This is a genomic window from Sphingobium sp. BHU LFT2 (assembly GCF_018604485.1).
Taxonomy (GTDB): Bacteria; Pseudomonadota; Alphaproteobacteria; order Sphingomonadales; family Sphingomonadaceae; genus Sphingobium; species Sphingobium yanoikuyae_A.
The window spans coordinates 97,628-118,127 of the sequence record NZ_JAFCGW010000006.1; the positions used below are offsets into that span (position 1 = coordinate 97,628).

Below are 20,500 nucleotides of genomic sequence, written 5' to 3' on the forward strand. Positions count from 1 at the left end.
AAACATGACCGAAGAAGAATTGAAGGCGAAGCTCGCAGAGCTTGAGAATGAAAAAGAGGCGCTGAAGCGCAAGAATTCCGAACTGATCGATCGGGAGAAGAAGGCGAAAGCCGCTGCCGATGCTGCCGAAGAGGCCGCAGAAAGCGCAGCCGCTGAAGCCGCCGCAAAGGCTGGCGATGTTGAAGCCATCAAGGCTTCCCTCCAGAAAAAGCATGACGCTGCCCTGAAGAAGGTTGAGGCTGAACGCGATGCCGCGAACGCGCAGCTTCAGACCCTGCTGGTCGATAATGGCCTTCAGGCTGCACTGGTCGCGGGCAACGTCGACCCCGAACATTTCGACATCCTCATCCCGGCGCTGAAGGCGCAGGTCACCATGAAGGATGGCGCTGCCTATTATGGCGACGAACCCCTGACCGATGGTGTGACCGCGTTCCTGACCGGCAAGGGTGCGAAATATTGTCTGGCCCCGGCGAATTCTGGCGCAGGCGCGACCGGCTCCAGTGCCAAGGCGACCGGCTGGTCGAAGCCCCCGGCGACTGCCGAAGAATATGACCGTTATTTCAAGCTGACCGTGTCCGATCCCGCGCAGGCATCTGCGCTGGCTGACTCTTGGGGTATGCCAGAACTAAAGCCGGTCTAAGAATGGCTGAAGAAAAGCAAGAATAATAAATAACCGTGGAGCCGAAACGCTCCACGGCCCTCCAACTCCGGGCCGTAAAACCCCATTGTTGGAGCGTATATTTTAATGACTGTTCAAACTAATATTGCCGATCTTGTTGGTGCCAATCCGGGTGTTCTGGCGAACCTTGTTCTGGCCAAGTATCGTGTAAACAACTCTCTGATTTCCAGCGGCGTTGCCGTGACTGGCCCTGAAGTTGAGCTTCTGATGTCCGGTGGCGCGCAGGTTCAGCGTCTCAACTTCGTCAACAAGGTCGACACGACCGCGTTCAACCACTCCTCGGATGATTTCGACGAGAAGGGCGCGACCGGCAAGATCACCGCTGAGCCGTATCAGGCGCTGCGTATCGATGCCAACTGGGGCTGGGCTTATACCGACCTCGTCAAGATCATCACCAAGTATGACATCAAGAGTGGCACCCTTGCCGGTGCTATCCCGATGTATTGGTCGGAAGTTGGTGAAAACATGGCTGTCGCCAGCATGAAGGGCGCACTGGCCAAGGCCACCACGCTGACCAGCGGCGTCGTGACCGATGCTTTCAACCCGGATGCCTTCATCGACGCGGCCGCCACCATGGACGACCCGCGCGCGCAGAAGACCCTGTTCGTTTCGCGTAAGACCTACGCCAAGCTTCAGAAGCTTCAGCGCAATGATTTCATCGCGCCGTCTGCTGCCAACCTGAACATCGGCCGCTTCGAAGGTTACAACCTGATCATCACCGAAGCGTTCGGCGACAACAAATCTGTAGTTGCTACCGAAGGCGCTCTGGTTTTCGCGACTGGCGTGACCCCCGGCCTGATCCCGATGGAAATCATCCGTGACGGTAACGCTGGTAACGGCGGTGGTGGCGAAATCCTCCGCACCCGTATGTCGCTGGTGGCGGGTCATCCGCAGGGCTTCAGCTATACCGGCCCCTTGAAGCCGTCGCTTGTTCAGCTTGCTACAGCGAGCAACTGGACGAAGGTTGCCCAAGACCAGTTCATCGGCATCCGCGCTGTCAACCACGCAGCCTAATCCAAGAGGGCCGGGGAAAACCCCGGCCCTTTCTCTATCCGCATAAATATCGGATGACCCCCACGCTCACCGATACCGATGCTTATCACCTCGACCGTCTGACACCCGGATGGGCCGACGCTACCGATGTAGTCCGAACCGCTGCGATCGTTCGTGCCGCCGATTATATCGAGCGCACATATACCCTGCGCGATGCTGTCGAGGATAACGACCCCCTCTTGCTCAAAGCCATCATGGCGCTGGCCGTCCATGCTCTGACGTCGACGCTGGCCGAAGCCGAAGCTGACCGCGACATCATCGCCAGCGAAAAGAGCGGCGACGGTATCGGCGCGATCAAGCTGACCTATGGCGACAAGGCCGCCGATCGCTTCCCCCATATCACCGCCATGCTGCGCCCGATTGCCTACCTGACCAAGGCCGGTGGCGGGATCATGATCGGCAAAATGGTGCGCTGATCATGGCCACCGATTTCTATGCCGAAATGGCGGACCTGATCGAGGAACTGGCGGACGAGTTCCTTCGCCCGGCAACCCTGATCCGCAAGACCGCTGCCCAGACTGCATATGTGCCGGGCACCCGCAAGCTGGCCCCGGCATCGACCGTCAGGTTGGACTGCAAAGCCGTGGCGAAGCCGCGCGCAACCCGGTTGGCGGATGGTGTCCTTCATCACGATACGGTCCTGACCCTGACGGTTGAACCGCAGATCGGTGACGAAATCGAACAGGGGGTCAAGACCTATAAGGTGACGGCGCTGGAGACGGTCGCGCCGACTGGCGTGGCGCTGGTTTATCGTGCGGTGGTGTCATCGTGATCCGCATCGATATCACCAGCCAGATTATGCAGTTGGCCAGAGAGAAGGCCGACGAAATCGCCTTGAATATCTATGGCGACCTGCTGGCTGAAACGCCTGTCGACACCGGGCAGGCCAAGCAGGGCTGGACCCTAGATGATAGCGGCAAGAAGGTCATCACGATCGAAAATCGGGTGCCGTATATCGAGCGACTGGCTACCGGCTGGTCCGATCAGGCCCCTGATGGCTGGATCGACGAAATCATCGACTACCGCACTAGATAAATATCGGCATGTCCGTCACCGCCGATATCATTGCCCTCTCCGATCGCTTCCTTGACCAGTGGGGCGACCTTACCCCTGTCAGCATGGAAGGCCTTCCGGTGCTTCCCGAGCGGGATGACGCTTGGGTGCGGTTCACGATCCGACCCGGTCGGCAACGGTATTTTGGCGGCAACGGCAACCACTACGAACAGCTTGGCCGGGTCTATCTGCAAATCTTCGTGCCGACCGGGCAGGGTGATGGTCTGGCCTATGAGTTGGCCGAACGGTTCATCGAAATATTCCGCGACTATCGCGTCGAAAATCTGATTTGCGAAACGCCAGACTTGGACGTCGTTGGTGAAGATGGCCCATGGCTTCAAGTCAATGTGTCAGTGTTCTGGCGCTCAATTAGGCAGGGTTAGCGACCGGCCATTTTCCGATCCCTCTCCTAAATATCGGTGGAGTCCACTGGCTCCTTTGATTTTATTTTAGGAGTCCATACCTCAAATGGCATATTTCACCCCCTCCAACTTTGAATGGGGCATTGTCGCGGAAACCGTGCCGGGCACGACCCCGGCAACACCGGCTTTCCTTCGCTTCGTCCACAAGGAAGGCGACAACATCAATCCGACCCATGATTGGTATGAGGTCGATGTTGTTCGTCAGAACCGCGCCAGCAACGGCGGACGTCGCACCAACATTGCGGCCGAAGGTTCGCTGTCGACCGTGTTCCAGCGTGGCCCGGCCAACGAAGCCCTGTTGCTTGCTGCGATCGGCGCGACGACCTTCACCAGCAATGTCGCCAAGGGCGGAAACGCTGAAACCAGTTTCACCATCGAAAAGGCTCTGTCGGCAACGGCTTACCAGCGCATGACTGGCGCGATGGTCACCGGCTGGAACCTTGAAGCCAGCTATGATGGTGGTGTTGAAGTGTCGGTCGATATCATGGGCCGTGGCATCACCAATGCGGCGACCAAGATCGCAGGCGCTACCACGGGCGCGGCTCCTTCGACCCAGTTCCTGACTGGTCGCGAAATCACCAACGTCAGCCTTGGTGGCTTGTCGGGTATGACCTACACCAGCATGAGCCTGTCGATCACGCAGGACCGCGAAACGATCAACGGATTTGGCACCAATGCCGCTCTTGGTGTTGCTGCATCGAGCAACCGCAAGATCAGCGGTTCGGTCACCTTCCACCGCGAAGATTTCACGCCGGAAACCCTGCTGGGCGATGCGGCTGTCCCGTTCAGCTTCACCATGGGGGCAGCGGCCAACGGCCTGACCATCCTCGTGCCTGCCGTCTATTGCAAGATGCCGACCGACGACACGGATGGTGCCAAGCTGTATTGCACGGTTGAGTGGGAAGCGGACTTGGACGCTACCGAAGCCACCGATATCAAGGTCACCCGTCTGGCGTAATCCTCGCAATATTCCATCAGACGAACGGGGAAGGGGTGCTTCGGCATCCCTTCCTTTTTGTTTGCATAAATACCCGCATAATCAATATTGCGAGGTTTTCAGCCCATTATGGCTAAGTTTAAGTTCCCCAAGCGTTATGACAAGGATGTTGCGTCTGCTGGTATCAAGTTCGACATCCACGATGAATTCGGCAACCACTATGGTCGCTTTCTCACCCGTTACCTGAACGGCAACGACCCCAAGTATCAGCTTATCCGCACCCGTCTGGATCGCACCCACGCGCTGGCGGTCAAGACCAAGCAGATGACCGATGACGACGTGTTCGCGCTGGCCTTCGTCGAATATGCCATCATTGGTTGGGAAGACGTGTTTGGCGAGGATGGTGAACCCGTCGAATTTTCGCTTGAGGCGGCCAAGGAATACTTCGCCGAACCGGATGCCAAGTTCGTGCTGGGTCAGCTTATTTCAAATTCGCTGAACGTCGAATTCTATCAGGCGTCGACCCCTGAAGAGGCCAAAAAAAAGTAATTGCGCTGTTGGAGTGGCAAGAGCTTCACGCAAACCATCTTGCCACTCTCCGGGCACAGGCTGAAGACGGCCTATTGCCCGCTATCCGTATCCTCGACACGGAACCGAAGCTTGGGCCAGATACAGAATTCTGGTTCAATGCCTTCAAGACTCTCGAAACTGAACGCGCGGTCGGTTTTGGCGACGGCCCGATCCCTTTTACCGCTATTCTTGCTTTCGCTCGTTACTATGGCCTGTCGGAGTTCGAAACCGACTTTCTGATCACATTCATCAGAAGCTTAGACGTCTGGGTGCGCGAGCAGCAGGCCAAAAATCAGGCACGCAAATCCAAGACTAAATAGCGGGTGCAAGATAATGTCATCCGCATCGTTATTGACCCGACCGCTGCCCAGACTGGTGCAGCGCGGGCTAATGCTGCCTACAACTCCATTCAGGCTGCGGCGGCCCAACTCAATCGACAGATGGGCGTCACCCAGAACGGAATGGGCGCGCTCGGTGGTGCGGCGAATGGCCTTGGTGGTCACCTAAACGGCTTTGCCCGCAGCGCCGGTCTTTCGACCACCAATCTGGGACGGCTGAACGTCACCTTCGGCACCGGCACCAGTGCCGCCCATTCCTACAATTCGGCGATGCTGGCGAACATCGCGGCGATGATGCGGACGGGCACGGCTGCCCAGCAGATGGCGGCCCAGATGGCAGCCGCTGCGGCTGCGGCCGGGCAAGCTGGTGCAGCCGCCGGTCAGGCCGGATCGGGTGCCAGTGGCGCGGCATCTTGGTTCGACCGTATGCGCGCCGTGGCTGGCAGCGCAGGCAATGCGTTGGGCGGCATGGCCACCAGCATGGCGGGCCTTGGGGGCATGGCCGTCGTGGGTGCGGCTGTTGGCGCTTCCATAGTTCTGGTCGGTGCCAATGCGATCGACGCTGCTGCCAAGGTTGAGGCGTTCAAGGCCAGTCTGACAACCGTGGTTGGCAATGCCCAGTCGGCCGGGTTGGCGTTCGACGCGCTGGCCGCGTTCGCGCAGAAGACCCCATTTTCTCTTGATCAGGCCGTCGACGGCTTTGTGAAGCTGAAGGCTTTGGGCCTGACTCCTAGCGAAAACGCGATGATGTCCTACGGCAACACCGCATCCGCGATGGGCAAAGACCTCAACCAGATGATCGAAGCCGTGGCCGACGCGACCACTGGCGAATTCGAACGTCTGAAGGAGTTCGGCATCAAGACGTCCAGCGAAGGCAACAAGGTCAAGCTGACGTTTCAGGGCGTTACGACCGAAATCGGGAAGAACGCGACCGAAATCGAAAAATACCTGATCGGCCTTGGTAATAACCAATTTGGCGGCGCGATGGAGCGTCAGGCCGCCACGATCGGCGGCGCGCTGTCGGGCCTGAAGGATCAGATATTCCTGTCGCTGGCTGCCTTGGGTGGGGGCCTGTTCGGCGAAGCCATTTCCAAGATCATCAACCTGACGACCACCGGCCTACAGTCGATCACGCCGTTCATTCAGTCCATCGGTTCGGTGGTCGGCGGCGTGGTCAACATCGTGGCGAACATCGCGTCGGGCGTCGGTGCTATGTTCAGCGCCATCACCAATCAGGGCGGCGAAGGCCTTAGCACGCTGGACTATCTGACCCTTGCCTTCAACGGGATTGGGTCGACTGTTAGCGTCATGGCGGACCTTGTCGGGTCAGGCCTGCGCGGGATCGCCAATCTCGTGGGCTGGCTGGGCGACAATATTCGCACCCTGTTGGGTGGGGCGTTCACATGGCTGACCGGAATTTCCACCAAAACAGCGGGAGACGTGGGCCTCAGCTTCATTGCGATGATGCGCGCGGCCAAGTTCGTCGCCGAACAAATCCCGCGCCTGTTCCAAGTGGCATATGCCGATATCATGCAGATGTTCCGCAAGCTGGGCAGCATTGTCGGCCGCCTGCTGACCGGTGATATCTCGGCCCTGAAGGATATCGGCGGTGCCTTCACTTCATCGTTCGAACGGACTGGTCGTGTCATTAACGCTACGGCGCATGGCGCGGGTGTGATTGCGAACAATCTGTGGGATGCCAAGCAATCCATGGATGCGATGCTTGGACGCGGGAAGAAGGCCAGCATCGACGATTTTGCGGGTGTGTCGCCGCGATCGAAGCCTGCTGCCGATAGCGGCAAGAATGATGCGGCGAAGAAGGCAGCAGAAGCGGAAGCCAAGCGCCAACAGTCCATCAAGGATTTCTGGAAGACCCTCGACCAGTCTGTCGATCTTGCCCGGATGCTCCCGCAGGAAGCGGAGAAGCACACGAAGTGGCTCGAACTGCAAAAGCTGTATGGCGATAAGCTGTCCGATCAGGACAAGGCAGCGCTGATCGCTGCCAAGGACAAGATCGCGCTCAAATTGCAGGAAATCGCGACCGGCAAGGCCATCACCGGGATGCAGGAGCAGACCCGCAAGCTGGCGCTGGAAAACGGTCTGTTGGACAAGCGCAAGCTGGGCCTGACCGAACAGCAGCAGACTGTTGAGGATGCTCTGTTCAGCAATCGCCTGTCCGCGCTGACCAGCGGTGTCGATATCGCGGGCAAGGATTATCAGATTGCGGAAGCCGCGCTGAAGAAGGAACTGGAGCGCAATGCGGCCATCAAGGCCCGTGGTGACCTGTCGAAGGAAGCCGCGTCGATCGCGTCGACATACTCGCCCCAGTTCAGCGCCGGGCAGCAAATCAAGGGTATCGAAACGGAACGGGCCAAGTTCAAGGCGGCCTTCGAAAGCGGCACTCTGATCAACGGTCAGGCTATCAGCCGTGATCTTTACGATAGCGTCATGAAGGGCATGGACAACGCTGTGCGCGATGTCAGCGGCCATTTCCAAGACCAGTTCCTTGATCGCATCGACTACGTCGCCAACAGCTTCGGCGGCAAGATCGGTCGCATCCTCCAGTCGGTGGCCGGGGCGCTGTCGAACATGTCGTCGGCTGCCCGTGGCGGCCAGATGGGCGGTATTGTCGGCCTGCTTCAGACCACGCTGGGTAACGGCAAGGATGGTAAGAAGAACAGCTTCGGTGAGGCGATCGATAAGGGTGCGACCAGCTTCTACGATCAGGTCGGCACCGCGTTCAAAAATCCTCTGAAGTCGATGGGCGACGGCTTCGAAGGCTTCAAGGACAACATCAAGGCGATGTTCGGCAAGGGCGGCGAATTCGGCAAGGGGCTGGGTAACGCCCTCGGTGCCGCTGCGCAGGGCGCGCAGATCGGCACCATGACCAACGGCCTGATGAAGGGTTTGGGGATCAAGGCCAGCGGCACCGGCGCACAGCTTGGCGGTGCGCTCGGCGGCGCGGCCCTTGGTCCGCTGGGTGCGATCGGCGGGTCGATCATCGGCGGCATCGTCGGCGGGATGCTGAAGAAAGCGAAATGGGGCACCTCGGTCGTTACCGGCCAGAACGCTTCGGGTATCTCGACAGCGGGCAACAGCGGGTCGCGCAAGGAATATGCGTCGGGCGCTGCGGCCTCGATACAGGATGGACTCCAGTCGCTGGCGGACCAGTTCGGCACCAGCGTCGGCAGCTATCTGGTGTCGATCGGCACCTATAAGGACAAGTGGCGCGTCTCGACCACGGGCCGCGACGGCAAGCTGAAGGGCGGGTCAGGCCGCACCGACATCAAGGATTTCGGCAAGGATGGGCAGGCGGAAGCGATCGAATATGCTATCCGTGACGCTATCTCTGACGGCGCGTTGACCGGGCTGAAGGCCTTCACCCAGCGTGTCCTGAACGACAAGAATTACAGCCTTGATAGCGCCGTTTCGCTGGCGACGTCGTATGAGAATGCGCTGAAGGAACTGGCGTCGATCGACGATCCGCTGAAATACTCGGTCACCAGCATCCTTGACCCGATCGACCAGCTTATCGCCAAGATGAAGACCGCTGGCGCGTCCGTGTCGGAGGTCGCTGATATCGAGCGTCTGCGTTCGGAGAAGCTGAAGGCGCTGACAGAACAGCAGTTGGCTGGGCTGACCGATTTCAAATCCATGCTGAACGGCGAAGGTTCGGGCGTGACCCAGCTTGCCCAGTTGACGGCCAAGCAGACGGAATTTGACGCCCTTAAGGCCCAGATCGCGAGCGGCAAGGCCGTCGATCAGGATACATTTACGAAGCTGGGTCAGGAAATCTTCGGCCTGTCGCGCGACATCTATGGCACGGCAAACAGTCAGTTCCAAAGCATCCGCGCCGACCTGATCGGGGTTTCGGATCAGTTCGCCAGCCTGTTGACCGACCAGATCAACAGCGCGGCCGGGATCGCCACGACCACCGCCATCACCGTCGACACCAGCGCTACCGATGCGGCTGTCCAGCAGCAGACGGCGGCCCTGACCTCGGCGGCAGCGGTGACCAACGAAACACTGGCCAAAATTCTGGAAGCGCTTGAGGCTGCCAACCAGATCAACAGCCGGGCAGGGACCATCTACAGCGGTGGCGCGGGCAACTACATCAATGGGGTCAAGGTCGCATAAATATCGACATGGCCCTTGATCCCACCCGCGCAACATTTGTTCAGCGAGAATATCGCTACGAAGTCCAGACCGATAACACCGTGCTGGCCGCATACCCTGCGGCCCGCGAAATCGAACTGCCCACCCAGATCGACCAGACCAGCGCGGCGGCGCTTGCCACCAATATGCTGGCCGCAGCCAAGACCCCCGCGATGTCGTTCGAAATCGAAATCGATCAGGTCATCTATGCTGAAGACTGTGACGGATCGCTGTCCACCTTCGCCGTCACCTCCGACACGCACCGTGTGACCAACCGGACGACTCGACAGGAACAGCAGCAAATCGACTGGGCCACCGGCATCACTAAGCTGACGGTGCGCGGATAATGGCTGCGTTCGTCACATATCCCGAAACGTTCACGATCATCAGTGCTGCGGCTCAGACCACGGCACCGGCGGTCAATCTGCTGACCGATGACGTGGGCCTGATCTACCGGTCGACCACCCTGACCCCCACGTTGACAGTGCTGTCGGGATCGCCGACGCCGATCGACACCGTGGCGCTGGTCAATACGAACCTGCGCTGTTTCGACGCGGTGCGCATCCGCATCGGTGACACACAGACCGACGTCGATGGGACTGCCCCGGTCGATATTCAGATGCCCGCATGGTCGGGGATCAAGAGCAGCCAGACCAAGGCTATGACCGTTCTGCGGCTTCCCGCGCCGGTCGCGGGCAAATATGTCCGCATCGACATCACCGCCACTGGTCATCCCGATGGTTATGTCCAGATCGGCCGCGTTGTGATCGGTTCTTCCGCTACCAATCAGTTCGGCGCGATCGGTCAGGACGTCGAAGTGACGATCAACGACGGATCAGAGTCCTACGATTATCGGGGCAACACCGGATGGGACAAATACGCCAAAACTCAGTCTTTTAAGGCCCCGGTCAACTGGATCACCGAACAGCAGTATCGGCGTGATTGGCATCGCACGCTGACGTCGGCGGGCAACAGTTCGGCCGTGCTGTTCGTGCCGTCCTACGAATTGAAAACCAACGTCAATCTGTTGCGCGATAGCCAGACGATGGCGTCGGCCAATGGCTGGACAACCAGCGGCAGCCCGTCATGGGTTCGCAATGCTGACTATGCGCCTGACGGCAGCCTGACGGCCTCGGTCATTGGCGACACGTCGACGACGGTCCAACCTTATGCGCTAGGGTCTGCGTCCATTCCGACCGATGTCACAACCTATACTGTCAGCGTGTTCGTCAAAAAGCAGGCTGGTCCCATTGTTCGACTGGTCGCAGAAGTCACGGGTGGGACAGCGGCCACGGCCTCATGTTCGCTGGACCCGGCCACAGGCGCAAGCAGCGCCGCGAATTCGGTGGTCGACGCTGGCGATTACTGGCGGGTCTATCGATCGGTCAACAACAGCGGCGCAAACACCAATGCGCGTATCAGATGCTATCCGGCCTACGCTGAACCGGGATCGGTGTCGAACCCAAGTGCAGCCACAGCGGTCGGATCGAACACGTTCGCCGCTCCCCAGATCACGGCCGGATCGGGCTTGGTCGATTGGTGTCCAACGAGTCAAACGGCCACCGCCGACACCCATTTTGCCGCCATGGAGCAAAACGACGCGGTGTTCGGGTTCATTTCCAAGGCGACCCCGAAATGGTCGGCACCATACTGGTGGAATATCGACCTGACGGTGACGTCGACCAGCCTCTGACCGGGTGATGATCCACGCCGACTAAATATGGCGTGACCAACAATATCCTGATCGAGGCGACGCCTTACAACCCCGCTACTTCATCGTTTGTAACCGTCCGCATGACCCTGATGGGGGCGGACGATCGCGGCACCCAGTTGAACGGCTATCAGTGGATGCCGTGCATCAATGGCACCCCGATCACGACCCGGCGCTTTGCCAGCGATGGTGTGGCGCAGTCATTCGAAGGCAATGGCGGCGAGGTCGGTTTCGTCTGCGCACCTCAGTTCGGAAATCAGGACTGGGCAACCCTCCAGTGGGACGGCGCGACCTTCTCCATGTTCGTGGCCCCGATCGGCGCGCCATGGGCTGAATATCGTCAGGTTCTGAGTGGCACGACCAGCGCGATCAAGCGCGAGGGTGCGCAATGTTCCATCAATCTGTCTGGTTCGGAAGCCACCCTTAACCGCAACCTGCTGACGGCCAGCTACGCGGGCACGGGCAACGCTGAAGGCCCCAGCGAACTGAAGGGCACCCTGAAGCCATTCGCCGCCGGTGATTGCCTCAACATCGAACCGATCCTGATCGATCCGGTTCGCTTCATCTATCAGTTCCACAACGGCGCGGCGCAGGACGTGACGGCGGTCTATGAGCAGGCGCTGACCCTTGGCCCGGCCAGCACGACGGCTTCGACCTACAACAGCTTGCGTGACGCCACCCTGCAACCCGGTGAGTGGATCAAGGCCCCGGCTATTGGTTGCTTCCGTCTGGGCGCTGAACCGACCGGCAAGATCACCGCTGACATCAAGGGTGGCAAGGACGGGTCGACCTATCCAGCGTCGATCGCAACCATCGTTCCCCTGCTGATCAAGGCCGCTGGCGTTCCTGCGGCGAAGATCAAGACCGCCAGCTTTGCCGCGTTCAGCGCGGTTCCGTGGTCCTATTACACCAAGGCGCAGGTCCAGATTGGCGATGTCGCCCGTGATGCACTCCAGCAGGCGGGCGGTTACCTCATGGCCGATGGTCAGGGCAATTGGCAGGTCGGCAACTATTACGCGACCTCGACAGCTACGGCTTTGCGCGAAGATCGCAGCGCCTTGCCGTTGGTCCGTTCGATCGTCCAGAATGAGGCCGCGCCCCCGGTCTATCGCGTTCGTGTTGGTTATAACCGTTGCTGGGCTGTCCACAGCGCCGACGAAATCAGCCCGGCGCTGTCAGAAGCCCAAGATGACATCATCGCGGCCAAGGAAGCTGCGGACGCGGCGAAGGCTGCGGCGGATGCTGCACAGGCTGATGCAGACCAAGCCCTTCAGCAGATCGACAACATCGGCGCGGATGGGATTCTTGATCGCGCCGAAAAGGCGATCATCGTTCGCGAATTCCAGCAGGTCACGGCGGAAAAGGCTGGGATCGAAAGCCGCGCGACCGGCGCGGGCATCACCACGCTGCTGACCGCATACACCAACGCCTACAACACCCTGTCGTCATACCTGTCGGGCCTGTCACCGGCATACACCGACACGACCCAGAACACTTCGATCACCCGGTCGACGTGGAACAGCCGGTGGAATGGCTATTATACGGCCCGTCAGGCGCTGCTGAACGAAATCGCGCGCCTTGCCGCCGACATGGTCGGAAGCCTTCCCGCGACCACCGTGGCCAGCGCGGTCACCAACTTCAACACTCGCAACGATCGTAACGCCAGCCCGGTCACTGCACCCACCTTGCTGACTGATGGCACGGCGATCACATCGACCGCCAACACCGATGGTTCGGCCGATATCCGCTTTGCGTGGAACTGGGCCGGTTCGAACGATGATATCGACGGTTTCCGGGTCATCGTGCGGTCGTCGTTGTCCTCCAGCGCCTACACGCTGGGTGGCACGGTTGGTGAGGAACAGGCCTTTGAACTGCCTGCCGATCGCCGCGCCTTCTCGCTCTATGGCACCGCTGCTGACCGCTATTATACCTTCTATGTTCAGGCCTATCGCGTCGTCGATCCCGATGTCGCGAGCGGTGGCCTGATCGTCTCGACGGCGGTCAAGTCGACGCGGTCGGGTGCCAATCCATATCAGCCTTCGGCGACCGTGAATTTCATCGGCAAGGTCGGTGGCGTTGATGCCGCCGCACTGGTCGCGCAGGCTGCTGCTGCCAAGCCGATCGACACCGTGGCACCCAATCAGGTCACCGGCCTGACCGTCACTTCGACGGCTGCGTTTGACGCGGTCGGCGGCCAGATCATCACCCTCAACATTGGCTGGACCGCATCGACGGCGGCGGACCTTGCGGGCTATTCGATCGAGATCGCCCAAGGCGCTTCCTCGACCACATTCATCCCGGTCGGCAACGTCGGTAAGACGGCCACGACCTATGCCTATTCGGCGGGCATCCTCGCAAACACGGTCTATCGCGTCCGTGTCGCGGCCTATGACGATAGCGCCAATCTCGGCAACTGGTCCGCCATCTTCAACGTCACCACGGCCCGCGATACGGCTGCCCCAAGCGCACCGACCGGCATGGTAGCGGAAGCGCAGGCGCTCGACGCTATCCAGATCAACTGGACCAATCCATCGGCCAGCGACCTCGACCGCATCGAGATTTACGAACACACCGCGAATTCAAGCAGCGCTGCCACCAAGATCATGACGGTCAACGGTTCGGCGGGCCAGATTGGCGGCTATCGTCGCAGCGGTCTGCCTGCGTCGGCCTTGCGCTATTACTGGACCAAGGCGGTCGACACCAGCGGCAACGCCAGCGGCTTTAGTGCCGTTGTGTCGGCTACCGTTTCCAAGGGCGCTGGCCTCGACGTTTTTGACCCCACGCTCGGGGTGAAGATTCCGCAGGGTGTCACCAGCCTTCCGAACGTCGCGACTTGGACCGGGTCAAATCAGGTCTGGGTTGATGGCACGCTTTACGAACTGAAGGCTGGCGCATGGGTCAAGGCCATCGATATGGCCGGGATCAGCGGTAAGGTCGTCGAAGCACAGATCAGCACTGGCGCTGTAACCAGCGACAAAATCGGCACAAACGAGGTCAAGACCACCAACATCGCACCTCTCGCGGTGACGGCTGCGGAAATGGCCAACCTGACCATTTCGAACGGCAAGCTGGCGAACAGCGCAGTCGATGCGAACAAGTTGGCCACCAATGCGGTCATTGAAGCCAAAATCGCGCAGGGCGCTGTCACGGTCAACAAAGTTGGTGATGGTGCGATCACCACGGCCAAACTGTTCGACGGCGCGGTCAACTCGGACAAGCTGGCTGGCGGGTCAGTTCTGGAAGATAAGATCGGGCTTGAAGCGGTCACGGCGGCCAAGATCGGCCCCAACGCGGTCACGGTCGACAAGCTGGCGGCCAACTCGGTCACCGCTTCCAAGCTGGTCGTCGCCGACGTCAGCAATTACGTGCAAGACCCGACCTTCTCGGACGAAGCCTATTGGGCGCTTACGCGCGGCACATTCTCGACCGATAGCGCCGCCATCAACGCTATGGCGGTGCCCAAGGCCTTCCGAACCGACGTCGGCAATGGCACGACCTCACAGGCCGATAGCCGCATCGCGACACAGGCAAGCCAGCGATATTCAATCGAAGGCGGTGCAAGTTATCGCCTGAACGGCACATGGTATGTCACGGCTGGCTTCACCGGCCTGATCCAGATCGTAATCTATTGGTATAAGGCCGATGGGTCGGGTGCCAGCACGTCGTCGCAGACGCTGACCCTTGCTGACTATCGTTCGACCGCTGCGGCTGCGGCGGCGAATGGCACCAACAACGCGATTGCCAAGGCACCGACCGACTCGGTTTTCGCCAAGTTCGATTACAAGGTCGTTTGGTCGACGTCGGTCAACAACGCTGGCTATGGCTACGTTGCCTATCCGATCCTCAACCGCGCAGCGTCGGGCGAACTGATTGTCGATGGCGCAATCACCGCGACGAAGATCGCGACGAATTCGATCGATGCGACCAAGGTGGCTGCGGGATCGATCACGGCCAGCAAACTGCTGATCGGCGACACCTCCAACATGGTCACCGACGCGAACTGTGTCGACCCCAGTTACTGGACTGCGCCGGGCGGGGTTTCGACTGGGCCAACCGGCAGCGTGGCCGCATCCACCAATCGGCTTTGGGCTGCCTCATCGACGACGGCCTACAACATCGCATCGTCCTACATCCCGGTCGAGCCGAACAAGGAATATTATGCCAGTCTGGGTATTGGCCTGAATAGTGGCACTGCCACGGTCACGGCCAAGGTCGACTGGTATTCGCTGAACGTCAGCGGCGTTTACGCCTATATTTCGTCCAGCACGATCGGTGCGCCTGTCACGTCAGGCACCCTCAGCCGTGTGTCGGCGATCGTCACCGCGCCAGCAACCGCACGCGCTTGTATGATCCTCGCGAGCAAGGCGGCCAGCGCTGCGGCGGCTTCCCCCACGCTGATGGAACCGGTCATGCGGCGGGCATCGTCGGGTGAACTCATTGTCGACGGTGCGATCACCGCGACCAAGGTGGCAGCGAGCGCGATCACGGCTGACAAGGTTGCGGCCGGGGCGATCACGGCGACCAAGGTCTTCATCGGCGATACGTCGAACATGGTGCCTGATCCGGGCTTCAACGATCAGGCAAGCTGGACTGGAGCCGCCTATACGCTGTCGACCACCACTTCGGCGTTCGCGTCCGATTATTATCTGCGCATTTTGTCCAACGCGGCAGCGCCGCAGCAGGTCCGTTCGACCGCCATCCCGGTCGAGAAAAGCACCGCATACGCCTTCAGCGGCATCCCGTTCACGTCGACTTCGAACACCGCCACGGCAACGATATCGGTCGAATGGTATTCTGATATCGCCGCGACCGCGCTGATTTCGACGGCGGTAATTGGCAGCGGCACAGGCACTGGCCAGACCGCTACCAACATGATCGCCACGGCACCGGCTAACGCGCGCCGCGCCAAAATCCTTCTCGCCAGATCGGCGGGCAACAGCGACACCGGTGAGGCGCGCTTTGCCAACATCGTGATGCGCCGCGCTGCCTCCGGCGAACTGATCGTCGACGGGGCGATTACCGCTGACAAGATTTCTGCGAACGCGATCGACGCCACCAAGGTCGCGGCAGGCGCGATCACCGCAAGCAAACTGCTGGTTGGCGACACGTCTAACATGTTCGGCGACCCCGATTTGGTCGATCGGACATATACCGACTGGGTATTGACCCACGGCCTGACCTTCACCGGCACAGGCTTGGTTTCATCCTCGACCAATCGCGCCAACATGACCTCATCGGCTGATTTGGTCGATGCGCGTAGCCCTTTGATCGCGGTTGAAAGAGACAAGGATTACTTCGTCAGTTCGCAGGTCAGCGCCGATGGGGCTGGCGCGACGCTGCGGCTCTATGTCGAGTGGTATTCGATGACGTCGGGAGGAGCCACGACTTGGCTGTCGTCCGCCACGGTAGGGACCATCGACGCTACCACCACCAACACGGTCTATACTCTTTCCGGCATCGTTACCGCGCCCGCTTCCGCGCGGCGGATGCGCATGTTGTGGCGCAAGGAAGCCACGTCGGCAGCGATGGCGATGTCGTTCTATGGTCCGGTGGTGCGTCGGGCGACGTCTGGCGAACTGATCGTCGACGGGGCGATCACGGCCGACAAGATCGCTGCCAAGTCGATCATCGCGAGCAAGGTGGCCATCGGCGACACCTCCAACATGGTGGCCGATCCGAATATGTCGGACCTCGCCTGCTGGCGCGGCAACACGGTGACGACGGGCCTCGCGGTTGGGACTTACACTTCAACAAATTTCTTGGCGGCGGCATCGTCGACTGATCGCCTTGAATTCGGTTCGACCCCGATCCAGATCGAGGCTGGCAAGGACTACTATGTCAGTGCTGGCGTCCGCAACAGCGGCAACAGCATCCCGACGCTGTTCGTCATCAACTGGTATTCGGACAGCGCGGCGACCGCCTACATCAGCAATTCGCTGATCGGGACCAACTCGACCGGCAGCTTCTTCCCGTTGCTGTCGACGATCGTCACTGCGCCCGCGAACGCGCGCGTGGCCACGATGCAGTTCATCAAGGATGTCAGTTCAACCGCATCGGGTTTGCAGGCGGTCAGCCCGATTTTCCGTCGCGCATCCAGCGGCGAACTGATCGTCGATGGATCGATCGTCGCGAGCAAGATCGCTGTCGGTGCAGTCAGTGCGAACAAGATGTCGGTCGTGGCGGGTGGCAATATCGAGGATAACCGCCTGCCGACTGGCCTTTATGTCGGCACCTCTGGTGACACGATCGGGACGGTCCAGACACAGGCAAGCGGCGCGTTCGACGGGACCGCTGGATATCGGGTGACCGGTGTCCCGACCAACACGCCGACACCTTCATCAGCCTCGGTATTCGCCAATGCCAACGGCACCCGCAACATCACGCTGAATTGGGCCGCCTATACGCAGGGCACCCGTAAGGCCGACTTCCTCATGATTTTTTGGCGCAAGGCGACGACTGCGCCGGGCCTCAATGATTCGGCGGTCAGCGTCAACGTCAACACGTCAGCGGCTTCCTATTACATCTTCGAAGGCGTCAGCCCAAACGACACCTTCAGCTTTGGTATTGCGGCGGCGCGCCGCACCGAAAACGGTATCGAAATCGGCGCAATCCAGACCATTGCGGGCTGGACCAATCTCGCGACCGCGACGGCCAATTTCACAGGCAACATTGCGGGGACATCGGCCGCAACAATTCGCGCGAACGCCCTTAATCCGGCTTCGGTGATCAACGCTGCGGCGACGACCATCGACCCCGGCAAGATCACCATCACCGGCACCACAACGCTGGCTGACTGGCGCTATGGAAACACGACCACGATCGACGGCGGCTACATCGCCACCAATACGATCACGGCCAACGCTATCGCTGCGAACACCATCACGGCCAACAAGCTGGTCATCGGCGACACCACGAACATCGTCGATAATGGCTGGTCGAATGGCATCCTCGACAGTTGGACCACGCAAAACGTCACCAACTTTTCGCAGGACAACACCGCCGGGGCGGCTGCTGGCTGGCGCATCCAGTCGATCGGTCGCGATCAGGCCGTGTCAGCGGCGGTGTCGGTCACGCCGGGGGAATCGTATTACATGCAAGCGTGGTGCTTCAACCGCCATGCTGGCCGGGCGAACATCTATGCGTTTGGCACCGCCGACCTGACACTTTCGGGCACCGTGACGATCACTTCGGTCGGTTGGACCGATACCAAAACGGCTTGGACCAAGGTCAGCGGCATCTACACGGTCCCGTCAGGTGTCACCGCCTTGCGCATGTGTCTTCAGAGCGAGCGCACGGCGGGCAGCGGCGATCCGACATTTTGGGGCAAGCCGGTCCTGCGCCCGGCAGCGTCTGGCGAACTGATCGTCGATGGCGCGATCACCGCGAGCAAGATCAAAGCTGGCGAAATCATCAGCGATCATATCATCGCTGGGACACTTGCCGGTGACCGCATCGCCGGGCGCAGCATTGGCGCTGACCGTCTGGTCGCCGGGTCGATTTCCGTCAACGAAATGGGCGCGAATTCGATCAGCGCCAACCAGTTGCAGGCCAACGCTGTCACCGCCGATAAGATCAAGGCTGGCGAAATCACTGGCGACAAGATCAACTCGGCAACCAGCTTGCCGGGATCGTTGACGATCAGCGGGACAGGCTTTTCGCTTGGCACGATCAACAACGCGATTGCGAACACGGGCCAACTCAACACCTACAACGGAGATTTTTCGGCGTGGGCGGGCACGCTGCCTGATGGCTTCAATAGCTGGGGCGGGAGCGGCACGGCTACCAAGGTGACCGGCGAACGTGGCGGCAAGTCGGTGCGCATCACCGCGACGGCCAATGGCCAAAACGGTATGGTCCAAACCGGCGACAACGGCACCAACGCGGGCAATTATGCGCTCTATGCCGGGCGCTGGATCGTCATTGAAGCCGATATCACGCTGAACAGCGGAAACCTTCAGGGCGCGGGTATTCTTGTCCGCGCGCAGGGTGGTGCTGACACCTATCTGCGCTTCGCCTCCGATCCTGAAGTTTGGGGTGGTGTGGCTGGAAACGGTAGTGCAGGCCAGACCTATTCCTTCCGCAAGCTGGTTGCGACGACGGCAGGTTCGTCCACTCGCCCTGAAATGTATCTGATGAACCACTATGGCGGCATCGGCAGCATGGCGACGGCGAATGACATCACATGGCATCACGCTGGCTGGCGCTATGCGTCCGATGGCGAATACAACCCGGCGGCTCAGGTCAATGCTGCGTCGACCCAGATTGATCCGGGTAAAATCCTGATCAGCGGGTCGACCTCGCTGGCAAGCTGGCGCAATGGCGGCGACAACACCAAAATCGAAGGTGGTTCGATTGCGGCCAATACGATCACGGCCAACAAGCTGACGCTGGGTAACCGTAACATCGGCTTTATCGGATTCAATTTTGAATGGAACCCGACGCTCAACCGCGTCGAATGGTCCAACGGTTTCATCTATTGGTATGATGATAACAATAATCAGGTCGCTACGGCGGTCGCCGCTGGGAGCACCGGCAGCGCGGTCGCGCACCAGTTCATCTACTGGAGCAAAGGCGCGACGACCTTCTCCTACACGCAAAATCAGGGGCTGATGATGAGCGACAACGCCATTCAGGTCGCTGCTTGGTGGGGTGGGAATCAACTCAACGTCAACTATGGCGGCACGATCATGCACGGCGACCGGATCACGACCGGGACGATTCAGGCCAACCGCCTAAGCGTCGGTCAGCTTTCCGCGATCACCGCCGACATGGGCACGGTCTTTGCGGGCATGATCCGCAACAATGCTGGTTCGACCCAGTTCGACGTCACGAATGGCCGTATCATTTTCAACAACGGCAGCGTGATGAAGGTGTCGGGAAGCGGGTTTGGAACCAACAACCAGTTTATCGAGTGGTTCGGCCCGGCGCTGTCGAACATCAACCAGTGCAGCGAATCCAATGCGACCAGCTATTTGCGCAACGATGGCTCGGCCTACTTTGGCGGCGCACTGCTGGCGGGCACCCTGCGCAACACGAATGCGACATCGGTCCTGACCAACAATGCCAGCACGACGATCGGGCCGTTTGGCTCGAACGGAAATCAGATCGTGGTCAATGCAAGCTGGTCATGGTCGTCGGTCAATCGCGCCGATTATCCAGCCAACGCGACTGGCCGAAACAACTACAATTCAGCGATTTCGACGCTTCAATCGCAGGGCTACACGATCGTCGATGATGGCGGTGGCAGCGGTCACACGGGCTACAAGAGCGATAACAAAGATGGCAGCCAGTTCGCGCTGACCTTGGTCAAGAACGGCGGACAGGCGGCCAGCGAAGGCGGATGCACCGGCTACATCGGCTTGTTTGGTGTGCGTCCCGAACCTGCTGACGGTCAGCCCGGCTTCATCGAATATACATACACCTACAGTAAATCGCTGACCTACACCGATCCTGAGCGATCCACGGCCCAGCGAACGTTTACAGCGTCGATCACCCGCAATTTCACGCCCTCGGGCACAGCGAACCAGCGGGTCGTTGTGAACACGGTCGAGTAAGATGGTTGCGCCTCCGATGCAGATTCGT

13 protein-coding genes are annotated in these 20,500 nt (G+C 59.9%); all 13 read left to right on the top strand.

Annotation, left to right across the window (positions count from 1 at the left end; translation table 11 throughout):
* Positions 1-4: 4 nt before the first annotated feature.
* The 13 genes from JQK15_RS13580 (at position 5) to JQK15_RS13640 (ending at position 20,472) form a co-directional block, all read left to right on the top strand.
* Positions 5-640 carry a hypothetical protein gene (locus JQK15_RS13580; RefSeq protein WP_214866080.1) on the top strand — a complete coding sequence of 212 codons (636 nt, stop codon included), beginning with the start codon at positions 5-7 and terminating at the stop codon, positions 638-640.
* Between the two features lie 105 nt (positions 641-745).
* Complete coding sequence (locus tag JQK15_RS13585; RefSeq protein WP_214866081.1) at positions 746-1,693, top strand: hypothetical protein; 948 nt, start codon at positions 746-748, stop codon at positions 1,691-1,693.
* Between the two features lie 53 nt (positions 1,694-1,746).
* The gene (locus JQK15_RS13590) at positions 1,747-2,148 is read left to right on the top strand and encodes a hypothetical protein (protein WP_214866082.1); all 402 of its coding nucleotides are present in this window, start codon (positions 1,747-1,749) and stop codon (positions 2,146-2,148) included.
* Positions 2,149-2,150: 2 nt separating this feature from the next.
* Positions 2,151-2,504, top strand: a complete 354-nt coding sequence (locus JQK15_RS13595) for a hypothetical protein (RefSeq protein WP_214866083.1) — start codon at positions 2,151-2,153, stop codon at positions 2,502-2,504.
* On the top strand, positions 2,501-2,767 hold the full coding sequence (locus tag JQK15_RS13600; protein ID WP_214866084.1) for a hypothetical protein: 267 nt from the start codon (positions 2,501-2,503) through the stop codon (positions 2,765-2,767). Before JQK15_RS13595 ends, JQK15_RS13600 begins: the two co-directional genes overlap by 4 nt.
* Positions 2,768-2,775: 8 nt before the next feature.
* Positions 2,776-3,168, top strand: coding sequence for a phage tail terminator-like protein (locus tag JQK15_RS13605; protein WP_214866085.1), 393 nt, complete (start codon positions 2,776-2,778; stop codon positions 3,166-3,168).
* Positions 3,169-3,253: 85 nt separating this feature from the next.
* On the top strand, positions 3,254-4,165 hold the full coding sequence (locus tag JQK15_RS13610) for a phage tail tube protein (protein WP_214866086.1): 912 nt from the start codon (positions 3,254-3,256) through the stop codon (positions 4,163-4,165).
* 108 nt (positions 4,166-4,273) lie between these two features.
* Entirely contained in the window at positions 4,274-4,693 is a 420-nt protein-coding gene (locus tag JQK15_RS13615) for a phage-derived protein YdaY family protein (RefSeq protein WP_214866087.1), read from the top strand.
* Between the two features lie 8 nt (positions 4,694-4,701).
* Entirely contained in the window at positions 4,702-5,034 is a 333-nt protein-coding gene (locus JQK15_RS13620) for a phage tail assembly chaperone (RefSeq protein ID WP_214866088.1), read from the top strand.
* Positions 5,035-5,037: 3 nt separating this feature from the next.
* Complete coding sequence (locus JQK15_RS13625) at positions 5,038-9,189, top strand: tape measure protein (protein ID WP_214866089.1); 4,152 nt, start codon at positions 5,038-5,040, stop codon at positions 9,187-9,189.
* 8 nt (positions 9,190-9,197) lie between these two features.
* Positions 9,198-9,554: a hypothetical protein gene (locus JQK15_RS13630; RefSeq protein ID WP_214866090.1), complete on the top strand. Its 357-nt coding sequence runs from the start codon at positions 9,198-9,200 to the stop codon at positions 9,552-9,554.
* Positions 9,554-10,900, top strand: coding sequence for a phage head spike fiber domain-containing protein (locus JQK15_RS13635; RefSeq protein ID WP_214866091.1), 1,347 nt, complete (start codon positions 9,554-9,556; stop codon positions 10,898-10,900). Before JQK15_RS13630 ends, JQK15_RS13635 begins: the two co-directional genes overlap by 1 nt.
* A gap of 32 nt (positions 10,901-10,932) precedes the next feature.
* Positions 10,933-20,472, top strand: coding sequence for a DUF7359 domain-containing protein (locus JQK15_RS13640; RefSeq protein ID WP_214866092.1), 9,540 nt, complete (start codon positions 10,933-10,935; stop codon positions 20,470-20,472).
* Positions 20,473-20,500 lie beyond the last annotated feature (28 nt).